The following is a 14,421-nucleotide window of genomic DNA, read 5'->3' on the forward strand; positions in this document are numbered from 1 at the left end:
CCACGATCGGAGTCTGCTCCGATGACCGTCGTTCTGCGTGCCAAGGACGTCCCCGCCGTCAGCGTCGAGCAGATGCGCGAGGTCGACCGGGTGATGGTGGAGGAACTCGGCATCGAGCTACAGCAGACGATGGAGAACGCAGGTCGTGCGCTCGACCGCCGGGCTCGAGTGATGCTTGGTGGCGACGCGGCCGCCCAGCGCGTGACCGTCCTCGCCGGTTCGGGGGGGATGGTCGGGGCGCGTCGGCTGTCCATCTGGGGGCCGAGGTAACCGGCATCCTGGGGCAGCCGCACGAGGAGTTGGTCGGCGTACCCGCCCACCAGCTGTCGATTCTGAGCCGGATGGGGTTGTCGGCCCTGGGCCCGGAGTCGCACCTGCCGCCTGCCGACCTGCTCATCGACGCCCTCATCGGCTACAGCCTCACAGGCGCCCCCCGACAACCGATCTCGAGACTCATCGATGCCGCCAACGCGGCCGGTGTTCCGATACTCGCCCTGGACATGCCGTCCGGCCTCGACGGCGATCGCAGGGTGCGCCAGGACCCGTGCATCTCGGCTGCGAGCACGCTGACCCTGGCGCTGCCCAAGATCGGGTTGCTGCAGCGTTCGGCGATGGCTGCGGTCGGTGAGTTGTTCCTGGCTGACATATCGGTGCCTGCTGTGGTCTACGACCGCATCGGACTGCGCGTCGCCGACATCTTCGCCCGAGACGACGTCGTGGCCCTGCGGTGACCGGCACGGCGCGCGCCCGAGCGGCGCCGGCGAACCCCGAAGCGCCACCCGCGAGCAGCCACACCATCCCGCCGGCGCACCGGGGCTGATTGCCCTGGAACGTGTACCCGCCTACCGCCCGCAACGAATCAACAGCGACCGACCACCGCGACACCGAGCGGTTCGGTCCCTCGACGAACAGGAAGAGCCATGCTGCTAGCAGGCCGTAAGGCAATCGTCACCGGCGCCGCCAGTGGGATCGGTAAGGCCACCGCCGAGCGGCTGGGCAGGGAGGGCGCCGGCGTATGCGTGAACTTCTTCTCGGAGAAGGAGCAGGAGGCCGCGCACGAGGTGGTCCGTGCCATCGAGCAGGCCGGTCAGACGGCGATCGCGGTCCAGGCCGATGTCGGCGATGAAGCGGACGTGCAGCGCATGGTGTGGGAGACCGTCGACGCGCTTGGCGGGATCGACCTGTTGGTCAACAACGCGGGCATCGAGAAGCAGATCCCCTTGCTCGAGACGTCCGTCGAGGACTGGGATCGGATCCTGCGGACCAACCTCACCGGAGCCTTTCTGTGCCTGCGTGAGGCCGGCAAGGTGATGGCAGAGGCAGGGCAAGGCGTGGTCGTCAACATGTCGAGCGTGCATGAGTTCATTCCGTGGCCGCAGTTCGCGCCGTACTGCGCCAGTAAGGCGGCGCTCAAGCTCCTCATGCAGACCGCCGCGCGCGAACTCGCGGGAAAGGGAATCCGGCTGGTGAACATCGCTCCGGGCGCTATCGAGACGCCGATCAACACGTTCGTCCTCGACGATCCCGAGGCCAAGCGTGCGGTGGAGGAGGAGATTCCGCTCGGTCGGATGGGGAAGCCGGAAGACATCGCCGGAGCGGTCGCCTGGGCCGCCAGCGACGAGGCGGGCTACATCACGGGATCCACCATCGTGGTGGACGGCGGCATGTCGACCTACCCCAGGTTCGTATGACCGTCCCGATGACGGTCGGCGGCAGGCGCGGGACGCCCGGAACAGCGCCTTGCGGTCGGGCGTGCCGCTGAACCGATTATCGGCGTCGCTCCGATGAGGGTCACTGCCCGCCCGGCCGGCACCATCTGCTGCACCGCTAACGGACGACAATCATCAGCAGGGACGCCCGGACCTCCGGGTCAGTCACGAGCACGAGTCTGGCGGCCGGACGACGAGCCGGAATCTCACCGTCGTACGCCGACCCGACCCGTCCGCCGCCAGCACAGTACGGCGTGTGGACCGAGCAGCACGGCAACGGTGTTGCAGAGCCGCCCGGTGACGACGCCGGAGTAGGCCACGCTTCACGTCGACGGTTTCCTGAGGGCTGCCTCAGGACGATCTGGCGATTACACGACCAGCGCAGCGGGCTCAAGCCCGCGCCCTTCCGGGAACCGTGGACGACCCGCGCCACGGAACGGACTGTCAGCCCGATGACAGACCTGTGAACGGGGCAAGGTCGGCGGAAGATGCCATCGCCACGTGCCGGTGCGCGCGCAGGCTCAGGACCGGCGGCTGATCCCGAGCAGGTCTTCCACGAACCGGAGTCGCTCGGGGACGGGGCATCCGGTCGCGTCCAGGATGAGGTTCATCATCTGGAAGTTCGCACAGACCCCGACCGCCGCCGCCGCCACCTCGCGGCTCGCCGAATGCACCAGGGCGTCGCGCGCCACGTCGAGGCGCCGCCCCGTCGCCATGGCGGTGGCGAGGTCGCGGAGCTGCTCGCCCCAGGGCAGTCCGGGCTCGATGCTCTCGTCCGCGATCGCCCGAAGGTCGGCCGAACCACCCGTCGTCTTCTCCACGCTCACCCGGAGCATGTTGGCGTGGGCGATCAGCTAGTAGAAGCAGTTGTTCAGGAGTGACACCCTGGCGGCCAGCAGTTCCATCTGCGCGCGGGACAGCAGGCCCTGGTAGGTGAGGTCGCCCATCTGCTCCATGCTCAGGTAGAGCTGCGCGTGCAGCCGGTCGCGATCGTCCTCCTCCGCCGGCACCGCCGAGAGTGCGTAACGCGCGCCGTCCTCCGGATGGGTTGGCACGAAGGCCTGGCGCAGCCGCACGTCGGGGTTCCGGCTGCGGGTCGGTTCCCCCGCGACGGGCTGGGGCAGCGGCTCCTCTGCCGAGCCGATGCCCCGGACGTAGGCGTCGATCGCCGCCAGTCGGCTGACGATGCCCACCACCTCCACGAACCGCTCGACCGTGAGGCCGCGCGCGAGAAGGTCGCTGACCCACTCCCGCGTGATGAGGTCCGCGGCGGCGGAGACCGACTGCGCTGCCTCGGTCAGCAGCGGGTCGAGTCCGGTGTACGCGTCGGCGAACGTGCGGGCGGCCCGGGCCTCCCTGGCCACGGAGACCCGCTCCTCGCCGGAGAGCCAGGTGCCCGGCATGGCCAGCCGCTGCCATTGGGAACGGAGTTCCTCGCGAAGGCCATCCGGCACCGGCAGAACAGCGCCGTCCAAGACGAAGGCCACGGGGCATCTCTCCTGGCTCGATCGCCATTCGGCGGCGGACATACCCGTCGTGAACGGGTATGGATGCTTGCCGGGCGCTGACGGTAACCGAGGTGCATATGCCTGATGCCGATGCAGCGGGCTCACGGTCCGGGTCAGCCGAGGTCGGCGATCCGGGTCGTCGGATGGAAGGCCGCCCAGGCGAACCAGAAGGTGTCCAGGTGCTCGACCGGTTCGAGTCGCTTCCCAGCCATCGGTCCGTCGACGGCCTCGCCCAAGACGTTCCATCGGGAGCCGGTCGCGTCGTCGATGAACCGCTCCCCCTGCCGGGTGAAGGCCAGCCGCTGTCCGTCCACGACCGGGTCGAAGGCACCGGTGGCGCCGACCGGCCGACCCTCATCGACCCGGCGATCGTCCAGGGGTGAGCGCAGGCCCTCGACGGCCCACACGACGACCGGTGCGCCGTCGACGGTCAGCTCGACCACACCCGTCTCGACCAGATCGACCAGCGGCACCGCGACCGGATCCCCGGACGCACCGAGCCCGGCCACCCGCTCCATGGCGGGCCGCCGCGGGTCGGGCTCACCCTGGAAGAGGAACGGGTTGCCGCCGGGCCGGTCGTAGCCGCCGTAGGGGTTGGCGCCGTAGTCACGCCTCGCTCCGGTGTCCCGGCTGAGCACCCACCCGTCGGGGTTGGCCTCCCGCCACTGCGCCCACGTCACGGTCTGCACCGGCACCCGGTCCAGCTCCTGCCCGGCGAGCACTCCTGCGATCGCCCGGCCCTCGATCTGCGAGAACAGGGACTCGGTCTGCCGGTCGTACATCACCAGGTCGGAGCGGTACAGCAGCCCGGAGGTGCCGAAGGTGAGCAGCCGGTCGCCCAGCTGCCGGTCGAAGGCCAGTGCCGAGTTGCACAACGGGCAGTAGGTCACGGCGACAGGACGGCCGTCGATCGTGTCGTTGACGATCTCGTGCCAGATCAGGATCCGCACCGGGTAGGCACGCGCGGTCTCCCCGATGGCGGGGGCCAGCACGGGTTCGTCGTCGGTCAGCCAATCGACCTCGGCCGCGCGCTGGAAGCGAGGTTCCTCGATCGGTGGGATGCCGTCCGGCGGCGGACCGCCGCTGATCACCTCGTCCGGGTCGACCAGCGGCGCGGGCAGGGCGGGGTCGTCGATGCGCTCCAGCGCCGAGGGGAGGTCCTCGCTCGGCGACCCGTCGACCTCCTCCAGCAGCACCGAGTCACCCGTGGTGGGACCGGCCCCGGTGCTGTCGACACCGGTGCGCTCCGCCGTCGGGCCGCCGCAGGCACCGAGCAGCAGAAGAGCCGCCACGCCCAGCGCCGCACGTCGGGCGCTCATCGCTGCCGCTCCCGCGCCCGACGACGGCCGGGGCGTATCGCACCGGCGACCCCGACTGCGGCGATCAGCCCGATCGCGACGAGCCCGCCCGGACCCAGGGCCGCGACCCAGCGCGTGAGCGCTCCTTGCACAGAGCTGGCCGCCTCGATGACCGGGTCGCCGCTCGCCGCGCCGGCGAGCACCCGGATCTCGAACCAGCCGTACCAGGCCACGTAGCCGCCGGCGACGAGCAGGAGCGCGCCGCTGCCGCGGCTGATCAGCGCGCCGGCGCGGCGCAGCGAACCGACGATCGAGGTGCGCGCGAGCGCGACGGCGACCGACAGCACCGTGACGATCGTCCCCATGCCGAGGGCGTAGACCAGGAAGGTGGCGGCGACCTCGACGGGTCCGCCGGTCCGCAGTGCCCCCGCGGTCACGGCGAGGAAGGGCGCCAGCGTGCACGACAGCGACGCCAGCGCGAACGAGACGCCGAACCCGACCTGCGACGCCCACCGCGCGGTGGGCGCCTGCCCGTGGCCGGCCATGCCCGATAGCCCCAGGCGCCGACCGGTCAGCAGCCACAGCCCGACGCCGACCAGGACCGCACCGATGAGCACGGTCAGCACCGGCAGGTACCGCTGGACCGACGCCGTCACCGACCCCAGCGCGAGACCGGCGAGCCCGAAGACGACGACGAAGCCGGTGGTCATGCCGAGGGCGAAGCCGACCGCGCGTGCCACTGCCGCTCTCCTGGCGGACCGGGCGTCGGCGACGATCAGGCCCAGGTAGGCCGGCAGCAGGGCGAAGCCGCACGGGTTGAACGCCGCGACCGCTCCGGCGACGAGGGCCAGCCCGAACACTCCCACGTCCATCGCGGCCTCACAGCAGGTCTTCGACGAAGGCGTCGAGCTGTCCGCCGGCGAGCGACCCGGCGAAGGACTCGGTGGTTCCCGCCGCGTCCACGAAGACGAACGTCGGCTGTGAGACGACGCCGAAGCGGTTCCACACCGCGCCGTCCTCGTCGACCAGATGCACCAGAGAGCCCGTACCGGTGTCCGCGACGAAGGACCGCATCGACGCCAGGTCACCGCGACCGGCCACGCCGATCACCTCGACCCGCCCGGCGTACTCGGCGGCGACCTCGGCGACGTCCGGGGCCTCGGCGCGGCAGATGGTGCACCACGGCGCCCAGAACCACAGCACCACCGGGCGGCCGGCCAGCCGGCTCGAGTCGAAGCTGCCCCCGTCGAGGGTGGAACCGCGCAGGTTCAGGGCCGCGGTCCCACCCCCCGACGGCTCGGCGGCCGGGACGCTCGACGCGGCAGGGGGAGCCCCGGCAGTCGTGTCACCGAGTCCGGCGGAGGGAGCACACGCGGTCAACGCCAGCGCTGCCGCGGCCGACGCCGCCCACCAGGACGCCGCCCCCCGCGACAGGGTGCTTCGGGCGGCCGTCCGGCCGGGCCCTCCCTCACCGTCCATGGCGCGTCCCCTCCGGCTCCGGGTCGGTCTCCTCCTCCTCGTCCCAGCCCGCGAGCAGGTCCTCGGGCGAGGGGTTGCCCAGCCAGCGGACCCGGCCGCGGAGCACGTACGTCGGCGTGCCGACGAGGCTGGCCGGCCGCGCGCCGGGATGCAGACGGTCCAGGTCGACCAGTTCGACCGCCGCGCCGGGCCGCAGCCGGCGCAGCTCGCTGACCAGCTCCCCGGCCCGCCGGCAGCTCGTGCACGCTGCGCTGACGTAGACCTGCAGCCGCGACGCCCGGGACGGCGTCGGCGGGACGTGGCGGCCCGCAGCTCGCCGGACCTCCTCGGACGCCGCCACGGTCGACGTTAGGCCGACCGCCGCCGCAGCAGCGCCCACGCCACCACGCCGAGGACCAGGCCGAAGATCACGTGACCGAGCAAGCTCATCAAGGCCATCTGGTTGACGACGAACACCGGCATCCCCATGAAGGCGGGCATCAGCAGCAGCGGGCCGATCACCCAGAGGACCACCCCGTACACCGCGCCGAGCAGCAGCGCCTTGCCGGCACCCCGGAGCAGACCGCCCAGCAGCACGGTGAACGCGGCACCGAAGAGGGCGGAGATCGCCAGGTGGACGACCCATCCCACTGCCACCGACGTGCTGCCCACGAGCTGGGCGACCATGCCGATCATCCCCATGACCTGCATCATCATGCCGAACACCAGGCCGCCGGCCAGGCCGCCGGCCACCCCCGCGGTCAGTCGTTGGACGAGCCCCGCGCGCCCGGCGCCCGTCGTCGTCCCGGCTGCTGCATGCGTCGTCGTGCGCATCGTGGTCCTCCTCTTTCCTGGCGGGCGGGTCGCCCGCTGCGCCGGACGCTAGGGCGGAGCAGCGTCGCCCGTCTGTGTGCCAGAGCACACTTCGGGCACCCGCCCTGTGCCACGCTGGGCCGGCGAGCGCCGGGGCCGGCGCCCGGCATCGCCCGGACAGCGGTGACAGGAGGGGGATCGGATTGTGACGGCCGACGCCGGCAGCGGGTCCACGCCGTCCTCCACGGTCCCGGTCTTCTGCCTGTCCGAGGTCGAGGTCTTCCAGGACCTCAGCCAGCAGGAGATGGCTGATCTCGCCGCGCGTGCTCCGATGCGGACGGCTGCGGCGGGAACCGTGCTCTGGTCGCCCCACGAGCCGCACCGGGTGCTGTTCATCGTCAAGGCCGGATCGGTGCGGATCTACCAAATCTCACCGGAGGGAAGGCGTGTGACGTTGGCCGTGCTCGGCCCCGGAGCGCTGTTCGGCGAGATGGAACTCATCGGCCAGCACATGGGGGAGGGGTTCGCTGAGGCTTTGGAGCCGAGCGTGCTGTGCCTGATGAGCGAACACGACGTCCGCACGATGCTGCTGTCCGACACCCGCATCGCGACCCGCATCATCACCGGGCTGGGCCGACGCCTCGCCGAGGTCGAGCAACGGCTCGCCGACACCGTCCTGAAGACCGCGCCCCAGCGGGTGGCCGCCGTCCTCTGCCGGCTGGCCACTGCGGCCCCGGAGTCCGGCCTCTTCGCGCCGCGGGGCTCTCACATCCGGCTCACGCACGAGCAATTGGCCGAACTGGTGGGCACCACCCGGGAGACAGCAACGAAGCTCCTGGGTGAGCTACGGGGGGCCGGTCTCGTCACGCTCCGCCGGGGCGGAATCGTCGTCCTGGACCTGGATGGACTGCGGGCCGTCGCCGAGCACTCTGATCTCGGGCTCGGGTCTCCTCAACGGCCGGCTCGGGCAGGGGAGTGAGACGAAGGAAAGGTGTTCCTTCGCGGCAGCGCTCACGTCCGAAGCGGCATCCCCGCCTGCGTCAGTCGAGCCGCTGGCCCTGGTCGAACTCCATCCATATGCGGCGCCGGTCTTCGCGGCTGCGGGCCCGGGCCATCGCCTGCACGCGGCGTCGCTGGTCGTCGGTCGCGTGATGCTGGGCCACCGCGATCTCGGCCTCGCGCATCCCCGCCTCGGCGGCGAGCTCCTCGGGGGTGGTCGGAAGATCCGGCGGCTCGTGGACCTCGGGATGCGGATGGGCGTAGGGGCTGTCCGGCGGGAGGTTGCCGCTGATCCGGCCGTAGGCGCCCAGCACGAGCAGCAACAGCCCCACGACGATCGAGAAGATGACGTTGCTCATCCTGAAGGCGAGGATGTTGAAGCTGGTCCGCAACAGCGCCAGGTTGACGAGCCCTGATAGTAGGAACAGCACCCCGAGGACGATCATCACGGTCGAGGCCAACCGAGGGCTACGCAGGGCGGCGCCGACGAGGACGGCGGCGACAACCATCGAGAGGCCCGCCAGAAGGCCGTTGGAGGAGAGTCCGAGGATGGGCCGGCCGACGGTGGAGAGGAACGGCACCCCCCTCACGAAGCCCAGGACGCCGAAGACCAACAGCATCAGCCCGACGATCACAGCGCCCAGCCGGTGAACGGCGCAAACACGTTCAGCGACGATCGGCTGGTCAGCCGCGGGGCCCGATACAGAGTCCGAGGCGGCTCCGTGGTCGGGGGCTGGGGAGGGCTCGCAGAGCTGCCCCGCGCTGTGAGTGCGAACACGGCTCAGAACCTTCATGGCGCGCTCCTCGGGGGATGACGGAACATCCGGCCGTAGTGCGGCCCCCGGCGCTGACCCTTGCGTACACCTGGGGACGCCTACGGATCGAACGTAGGACGACCGCACGGTCCCCTCTGTGATGGCGGACACACTCGCGTCGACAGCGGAAATCCGGCGCTAGTCGATGACCGCCGTTCTGACGGCTCGCGACAGTCGTCGGGCGTCGGGCGTCGGGCGGTACGGCATCCGAGCGCGGCGAGAGGTACCGCACCGGCGCAGCACTGAGCGGCACCTGGAAGGTCACCGCTGGGGGCCACCATGCCTTCTACGAGGGTCGACTCGTCGCTCCGGTTGAGCATCGAGACATGACCGCGGTCATGGAGCGTGTCCTCCGCCGTCTACGGAAGGAGGACACGGACGAGCGGCAGGAGGATGGTTGATCTCGCGGGGCCGGCAACTCAACGAAGGCTCAGTGACGTGCCATGGCCGGGCGCGCGAGATGGCGGGCGACCGCCGCGCGACTGTGCGCCTGCTGTCGTTGGGGGCCGGCATGACCCCCGAACGTCGTCACGCTCGGCCACGATCGATGATGCGGCAAGCAGAAGCATGCCCACAGGCCGGGACGGCGATTCTCGACCACCATTCTGACCACCATTGGCGTCCGTTCGGGGCAGTCCCCCTGCGTTCGCCGCCGTTCCGTAGGCCGGTTGACTTGCGCAGATGAACTCAGGCGGACATGCGCGGACCTCCGCCCCACGGCTGGGGGTCAAGGGGTCGCAGGTTCAAATCCTGTCAGCCCGACAGCGGGAAACCGCAGCTCAGGGGCCGTGTCGGAGACATTCGACACGGCCCCTGAGCGCTTCTCCGGGCGGTTCGACCACCGTCAGGTCACCCTCACCTGCAGAAGCCGGGTGCTGTAGCGCCCTCGGCGGGGGCTCGGTCGAGGGCGAGCGGGGACAGCACGGGGGCTGGAGCGTCACGCCCCTGTCCGCAGGCGGAAGACCCTCCGGCCGCGCTGCTCCACCGCCCCCTGCAGCACCGCGATCTCCGCCGCTCAGGTCCGCTGACGTGCGGATGACCTCGGCGGGGCGGCGCCCGGCTGATCGGACGCTGCCGGGCCCGGGTCGGCGGGCGCCTCGGGGTCCCCGCCGCGGGCGGGGGCGCCGGTGTCGGAGGCGGGCCGGGTGCCGGAGAGGTGGCGGGCGGTGTTGACCAGGCCGACGTGGCTGAAGGCCTGCGGCGTGTTGCCTACCTGCCGGCCGGCGGCGACGTCGTACTCCTCGCTGAGCAGGCCGAGGTCGTTGCTCAGGTCCAGCAGCCGGGTGAAGAGGGCCTCGGCCTCGGCCCGCCGGCCGATGCCGGTGAGTGCGTCGGCCAGCCAGAAGCTGCAGGCGAGGAAGGCTCCCTCGTCGCCGGGGAGGCCGTCGACCCCGCCGTCGACGTCGGTCCGGTAGCGCAGCAGGAAACCGTCCTGGTCCAGCTCGCGCTGGACGGCGGTCACGGTGCCCACCACCCGCGGGTCGTCCCACGGGAGGAAGCCGACCCGGGGGATGAGCAGCAGGGCGGCGTCCAGACCCTGGGAGCCGTAGAACTGGGTGAAGGTCCCGCGGTCGGCGTCGTAGCCGTGGCGGCACACGTCGTCGTGGATCTCCTGGCGCAGCCGTCGCCAGCGGTCGACCGGCCCGTCCAGCCCGAAGTCCTCCACCGCGGAGACGGCGCGGTCGACCCCGGCCCAGGCCATGACCTTGGAGTGGACGAAGTGCCGCCGCGGGCCGCGGACCTCCCAGAGGCTGTTGTCGGGCTCGTCCCAGGCGCCCTCGAGGAAGTCCAGCAGCGCGTGCTGCAGGTCCCAGCCGTCGGCGGTGCCGGCCAGACCGGACCGCCGCGCCAGGTGCAGCCCGTCGAGCACCTCGCCCCAGACGTCGAGCTGGAACTGGCCGGCGGCGGCGTTGCCGACCCGCACCGGCGACGCGCCCTCGTAGCCGGGCAGCCACGGGATCTCCACCTCCGGGATCCGCCGGGACCCGTCGAGGGCGTACATGATCCGCAGCTCGGACGGGTCGCCGGCGGCCGCGCGGAGCAGCCAGTCGCGCCAGGCCTGCGCCTCCGCGAGGTAGCCGGTGCCGAGCAGCGCCTGGAGGGTGAAGGTGGCGTCCCGCAGCCAGCAGAACCGGTAGTCCCAGTTGCGCGACCCGCCCAGCTGCTCGGGCAGCGAGGTCGTGGCGGCGGCGAGGATCCCGCCGGTGGGGGCGTAGGTCAGCGCCTTGAGCGTGAGCAGCGAACGGCGGACGGCGCCGGCCCAGTCGCCGGTGTACCGGCATCGGCCGATCCAGTCCGCCCAGAAGTCCTCGGTCTCGGCGAGCGCCCGGTGCGGGTCCGCCGCGCGGGGTCGGGGCAGGTGCGAGGCCGCGTGGGTGAGCACGAAGGCCACCGACTCGCCGGCGGAGACCTCGAACTCGCCCCGCACCAGGCCGTCGCGCTGCTCGACCGGGACGTCGCTGCGCAGCCAGACGGCGTCCGGGCCGGCCACCCCGGCCAGCTCGCCGTCCACCGTGCGGGTCCAGGGCGGCACGTGGCCGTAGTCGAAGCGCAGCGCCAGCTCGGTGTGCATCGGCACCCGGCCGGACACGCCTTCGACGATCCGCACCACGTCGGGTGCCTGTCCGCGGGGTGGCATGAGGTCGACCACGCGAACGGTGCCGTCGGGGGTCTCCCACTCGGTCTCCAGCACCAGGGAGTCGCCGCGGTAACGGCGGCGGGTGCAGGCGCCGGCACCCCGTGGGGCGAGCAGCCAGCGGCCGGCCCGTTCGTCGCCGAGCAGGGCGGCGAAGCAGGCCGGTGAGTCGAACCGCGGAAAGCACAACCAGTCGATCGACCCGGTGCGGTCGACCAGCGCCGCGGTCTGCAGGTCGCCGATGAGCCCGTAGTCCTCGATCCGCCCGGCCATGCCGCTCCTCCTCCCGGTCGTTCCTGTCGATTTCCGCGGAGATCGCCGTCAGGTCTCCAGCGTGATCACGGTCTTCACGCCGTCGGGGTCCGGGCGCAGGGCGTCGGTCGCCGAGGCCAGCGGCACCCGCCGGGTGAGCAGCCGGTCCAGCCAGTCACGGTCGGCCCCGGCCAGCGCGTCGGCGGCGGCCCGGTAGTGGTCGAGGTTGGCGTTGACCGAGCCGAACACCGCGTCGTTCTCCAGCACCATCGAGCGGTTGAGCCCGCCGGCGTCCCACTCGATCCGCCGTCCCCGAGGGGAGACGCCGGTCAGGCAGGTGAGCCCGTAGGGGCTGGTCGCGCCCATCGCCGCCATCACCAGCGGCGCCGCTCCGGTGGCTTCGACGACGACGTCCGGCCGGCCGGCGGCAACGGCGTCGTCGAAGCCGTTGGAGTGGTAGGTCGCGCCGAGGTCGCGCACCAGGCCGGGTTTCACGCCGTCGGTCACCCGGTCGAGGACGTGCACCTCCAGGCCGCGCTGGACGCCGAGCAGAGCGGCCAGCAGGCCGATCGGCCCGGCGCCGGTCACCAGCACGGTGCGCGGCTCGAACCACGACCGCCCGCCGATCAGCTCGATCTGCTGCCAGGCCTTGGCGACCACGCTGGTGGGTTCGAGCAGCACGCCGACGTCCGCCAGCGCCGGGTCGAGCCGGACGGCGTAGTCGGCCTCGACGCACCAGCGCTCGCCGGCGTAGCCGGGCAGCTCCTTGATGCCGCGCTCGGTGTAGCGCCCGTTGCGGCACATGTCGAAGGCGCCGTGCGCGCAGGCTCCGCAGGGGACCGGGTCGGGGCGGCGGACCACCCCGACGACCAGGTCGCCGGGCGCCAACCCGCTGCCCTGCGGCGCCTCCTGGACCCGGCCCAGGGACTCGTGCCCGATGACCAGGTGTTCCTGCCCGGGTGGGGCCCAGCCGTACTCGCCGGCCGCGATCTCGCGGTCCGTGCCGCAGACGCCGACTGCCAGGCCGTCCACCAGGAGGTCGCCCGGCCCGGGGACGGGGTCGGGCACGTCGCGGACGGCGGCCGAGCCGGGTGACCCCGGGATGACGGTGAGGGCTCTCATGGGGACTCCGGTCGCGTGGTGGCAGGAGGCGGCAACGATCGGTCGCCACGGCGAGCTCCGGCCGGACGGGTTGCGTCGTCTGCGTGTGCTCCGGGCCGAGGAGGCCGGGGGAGACCTCAGCTGAGGGCCAGGCCGCCGCCCATGGCGCGGTGGTCGGGATCGACCCCGAGGTCCCGGAGGATCTCGGCGTCCCTGACGGTGTCGACCTGCACGTCCAGCACCTGCTCGGCCCTGCGTGCCTCCTCGGTCCTGCCACCGGCGCGGAGGGTCTGGACGACGTTGCTCCTGTCGATCAGCACGACCGGTACCGCCGCCCGTGCCGGTTCTGCGCGAGGGCCCTGATGGACCGGGGGACCGGGAGCGCCTCCGATCGGGGCGGGCGACACCTCCCGCGGTCGACCTCCTGGCGACGTGGACCCACCGCGTTCGCCTCCCGTCGTCTCCGAGGGTCCGGTCCGGAGGGGGCCGGCCCGGACCCTCAGCATGCTCCGCGCGTCGTCACCGGGCGATCCTCGCTCGGCGTCCGCCACGGGGTCGTCACCTGCTCCCGCCGGTTCATGACCGTCGCGTGACCGCGGACGCCGGCACTCAGCGGCGCGTCGCCGGGGGAGGCGGCGCCCTCACCTCCCCGAGGGCCGGCCGTCACGGGGTCCACGAGTCGGGGCCACGAGTCGGGGCCGCGCGGCGGACCGGCGAAGGGGGTCAGCTGCGCCGGTCCGTGCTCCGGGGGTCCTCGATCTCGACCTCCTCCCTGCGCAGGTCCGCGCCGACCTGCTCCTCCTCCGTGGCGGTCTCCTTCTCCACGCGCACGCGCTCGACCGGCACGGCTTCCTTCGCCACGACCGGGCGCTCGGCGTGGAGGGGGACCTCGAGTTCGTCCTCGCTGAAGGCGTGACCGGACCCGGCGTCGTCGGCGGCGGTGACCGGCTCCCGCTGGATCCGGATCTCCTCCCGGGAGACGGGCACCGTCTCGGTCACGTGGTCGGTGACGACGTACTTCCGCAGCCGGGCCCGGCCGACCTCCTCGGAGCGGGTGCCCGTGACCAGGCGCTCCTCGGACCGCGTCATGGCGTCGTCCGTGGTGGTCGGGCTCTCGAGCGCCGTGCCGACGTCCAGCCCGTAGTAGCGGTAGAGCTCCTGCTCCTCTCGCGGGGACAGGTGGCCGTCACTGTCGATCCTCGGTGCGTCCTTCACCGCGTTCTTGCTCACTGACACGTACACGCCGTCGTCGGCCAGGGCGGCGTCGCGGATCGGGACGAAGGACTCCTTGGTGCCGAACAGACCGGTGCGGACGGTGATCCACTCCGGCTGAGCGGTCTGGTCGTCGAGGTAGACCTCGGAGGCCGATCCGATCTTCTCGCCGCTCGGGTCGTAGACGTCCTTGCCGGTCACGCGGCCGATGCTGTCGGTGCCGATCATCTTCTTCTCCACTCCTCGTCGTGGCAGTCAGCCCTGTTCCCCCAGTCTCTGGACCGACCCGGAGCGCTGCCGCCGCCTTGACCGACTCGTCACAGAGACGTCGCTCCCGCTTCATGAAGACGTCCACGAGCCCGGTGGCCGCGGGGCAGCGCCGCCACGGAGCGCATCGCCCACCGGCAGCAGACCGAGGGAGGGGACCACGGTCGCGCCTCGTCACCGACTGGCTGGTGGAGCCCCGTGCTCGCCACCCACGTCGGCACGGTCGGCGGTCGGCCGACCTCGATGGGCGATCCACTCGCGTCGACCGCGGGGTCGTCCGGTCCCGGTCACACGGCCATCCCCGGAGGGCTGCCCGTACGGCTTCCCCCAGGTCCGGGCCTCGACCGCCGATCG

The 14,421-nt window shown here is 72.1% G+C and carries 16 protein-coding genes; 4 read left to right on the plus strand and 12 right to left on the minus strand.

Annotation, left to right across the window (positions count from 1 at the left end):
- Positions 1 to 21 precede the first annotated feature (21 nt).
- The 3 genes from CNO22_RS28760 (at position 22) to CNO22_RS03150 (ending at position 1,691) form a co-directional block, all read left to right on the plus strand.
- Positions 22 to 270 carry a hypothetical protein gene (locus CNO22_RS28760; RefSeq protein ID WP_232806754.1) on the plus strand — a complete coding sequence of 83 codons (249 nt, stop codon included), beginning with the start codon at positions 22 to 24 and terminating at the stop codon, positions 268 to 270.
- 8 nt (positions 271 to 278) lie between these two features.
- Positions 279 to 731 (plus strand): NAD(P)H-hydrate epimerase, encoded by a 453-nt coding sequence (locus CNO22_RS28765; protein WP_232806753.1) that lies wholly within the window; start codon positions 279 to 281, stop codon positions 729 to 731.
- Positions 732 to 920: 189 nt separating this feature from the next.
- Positions 921 to 1,691 carry a glucose 1-dehydrogenase gene (locus tag CNO22_RS03150; protein ID WP_100497902.1) on the plus strand — a complete coding sequence of 257 codons (771 nt, stop codon included), beginning with the start codon at positions 921 to 923 and terminating at the stop codon, positions 1,689 to 1,691.
- 539 nt (positions 1,692 to 2,230) lie between these two features.
- Here CNO22_RS03150 and CNO22_RS03155 read toward each other — a convergent pair.
- From CNO22_RS03155 to CNO22_RS03185, 7 genes are all read right to left on the minus strand, one after another.
- Positions 2,231 to 2,536 carry a hypothetical protein gene (locus tag CNO22_RS03155; RefSeq protein ID WP_157936772.1) on the minus strand — a complete coding sequence of 102 codons (306 nt, stop codon included), beginning with the start codon at positions 2,534 to 2,536 and terminating at the stop codon, positions 2,231 to 2,233.
- 27 nt (positions 2,537 to 2,563) lie between these two features.
- Positions 2,564 to 3,196, minus strand: a complete 633-nt coding sequence (locus tag CNO22_RS03160; protein ID WP_232806749.1) for a hypothetical protein — start codon at positions 3,194 to 3,196, stop codon at positions 2,564 to 2,566.
- A 134-nt stretch (positions 3,197 to 3,330) separates the two neighbouring features.
- Positions 3,331 to 4,536, minus strand: coding sequence for a DUF3179 domain-containing protein (locus CNO22_RS03165; protein WP_100497905.1), 1,206 nt, complete (start codon positions 4,534 to 4,536; stop codon positions 3,331 to 3,333).
- Entirely contained in the window at positions 4,533 to 5,387 is an 855-nt protein-coding gene (locus tag CNO22_RS03170; RefSeq protein ID WP_100497906.1) for a cytochrome c biogenesis CcdA family protein, read from the minus strand. The genes CNO22_RS03165 and CNO22_RS03170 overlap by 4 nt, the downstream gene beginning before the upstream one ends.
- A gap of 7 nt (positions 5,388 to 5,394) precedes the next feature.
- A complete protein-coding gene (locus CNO22_RS03175) occupies positions 5,395 to 5,994 on the minus strand; it encodes a TlpA family protein disulfide reductase (protein ID WP_100497907.1) in 600 nt (199 codons plus the stop codon).
- Complete coding sequence (locus CNO22_RS03180; protein ID WP_198588071.1) at positions 5,984 to 6,334, minus strand: hypothetical protein; 351 nt, start codon at positions 6,332 to 6,334, stop codon at positions 5,984 to 5,986. The genes CNO22_RS03175 and CNO22_RS03180 overlap by 11 nt, the downstream gene beginning before the upstream one ends.
- Before the next feature lie 8 nt (positions 6,335 to 6,342).
- Positions 6,343 to 6,807: a hypothetical protein gene (locus CNO22_RS03185; RefSeq protein WP_232806750.1), complete on the minus strand. Its 465-nt coding sequence runs from the start codon at positions 6,805 to 6,807 to the stop codon at positions 6,343 to 6,345.
- Between the two features lie 184 nt (positions 6,808 to 6,991).
- Here CNO22_RS03185 and CNO22_RS03190 point away from each other — a divergent pair, with 184 nt between their 5' ends.
- Complete coding sequence (locus CNO22_RS03190; protein WP_198588072.1) at positions 6,992 to 7,765, plus strand: Crp/Fnr family transcriptional regulator; 774 nt, start codon at positions 6,992 to 6,994, stop codon at positions 7,763 to 7,765.
- Between the two features lie 61 nt (positions 7,766 to 7,826).
- Here the strand turns inward: CNO22_RS03190 and CNO22_RS03195 are convergent, their stop codons facing one another.
- From CNO22_RS03195 to CNO22_RS03215, 5 genes are all read right to left on the minus strand, one after another.
- Positions 7,827 to 8,420, minus strand: coding sequence for a DUF4383 domain-containing protein (locus CNO22_RS03195; protein WP_232806751.1), 594 nt, complete (start codon positions 8,418 to 8,420; stop codon positions 7,827 to 7,829).
- A gap of 1,195 nt (positions 8,421 to 9,615) precedes the next feature.
- On the minus strand, positions 9,616 to 11,508 hold the full coding sequence (locus tag CNO22_RS03200; RefSeq protein WP_100497910.1) for a glycoside hydrolase family 15 protein: 1,893 nt from the start codon (positions 11,506 to 11,508) through the stop codon (positions 9,616 to 9,618).
- A 48-nt stretch (positions 11,509 to 11,556) separates the two neighbouring features.
- Positions 11,557 to 12,609, minus strand: a complete 1,053-nt coding sequence (locus tag CNO22_RS03205; RefSeq protein ID WP_100497911.1) for a glucose 1-dehydrogenase — start codon at positions 12,607 to 12,609, stop codon at positions 11,557 to 11,559.
- A 116-nt stretch (positions 12,610 to 12,725) separates the two neighbouring features.
- Entirely contained in the window at positions 12,726 to 12,908 is a 183-nt protein-coding gene (locus CNO22_RS03210) for a hypothetical protein (protein ID WP_100497912.1), read from the minus strand.
- A gap of 403 nt (positions 12,909 to 13,311) precedes the next feature.
- Positions 13,312 to 14,028, minus strand: coding sequence for a DUF2382 domain-containing protein (locus CNO22_RS03215; RefSeq protein WP_100497938.1), 717 nt, complete (start codon positions 14,026 to 14,028; stop codon positions 13,312 to 13,314).
- Between the last annotated feature and the right edge of the window lie 393 nt (positions 14,029 to 14,421).

Origin of the sequence: Geodermatophilus chilensis, assembly GCF_002802985.1 — a bacterium.
Taxonomy (GTDB): domain Bacteria; phylum Actinomycetota; class Actinomycetes; order Mycobacteriales; family Geodermatophilaceae; genus Geodermatophilus; species Geodermatophilus chilensis.

What these genes read in the sequence shown, in the direction of transcription:
- CNO22_RS03185 (WP_232806750.1), bottom strand. Translation starts at nt 6,807, where the DNA reads ATGCGCACGACGACGCATGCAGCAGCCGGGACGACGACGGGCGCCGGG.
- CNO22_RS03165 (WP_100497905.1), bottom strand. Translation starts at nt 4,536, where the DNA reads ATGAGCGCCCGACGTGCGGCGCTGGGCGTGGCGGCTCTTCTGCTGCTC.
- CNO22_RS03150 (WP_100497902.1), top strand. Translation starts at nt 921, where the DNA reads ATGCTGCTAGCAGGCCGTAAGGCAATCGTCACCGGCGCCGCCAGTGGG.
- CNO22_RS03215 (WP_100497938.1), bottom strand. Translation starts at nt 14,028, where the DNA reads ATGATCGGCACCGACAGCATCGGCCGCGTGACCGGCAAGGACGTCTAC.
- CNO22_RS03170 (WP_100497906.1), bottom strand. Translation starts at nt 5,387, where the DNA reads ATGGACGTGGGAGTGTTCGGGCTGGCCCTCGTCGCCGGAGCGGTCGCG.
- CNO22_RS03200 (WP_100497910.1), bottom strand. Translation starts at nt 11,508, where the DNA reads ATGGCCGGGCGGATCGAGGACTACGGGCTCATCGGCGACCTGCAGACC.
- CNO22_RS03175 (WP_100497907.1), bottom strand. Translation starts at nt 5,994, where the DNA reads ATGGACGGTGAGGGAGGGCCCGGCCGGACGGCCGCCCGAAGCACCCTG.
- CNO22_RS28760 (WP_232806754.1), top strand. Translation starts at nt 22, where the DNA reads ATGACCGTCGTTCTGCGTGCCAAGGACGTCCCCGCCGTCAGCGTCGAG.
- CNO22_RS03205 (WP_100497911.1), bottom strand. Translation starts at nt 12,609, where the DNA reads ATGAGAGCCCTCACCGTCATCCCGGGGTCACCCGGCTCGGCCGCCGTC.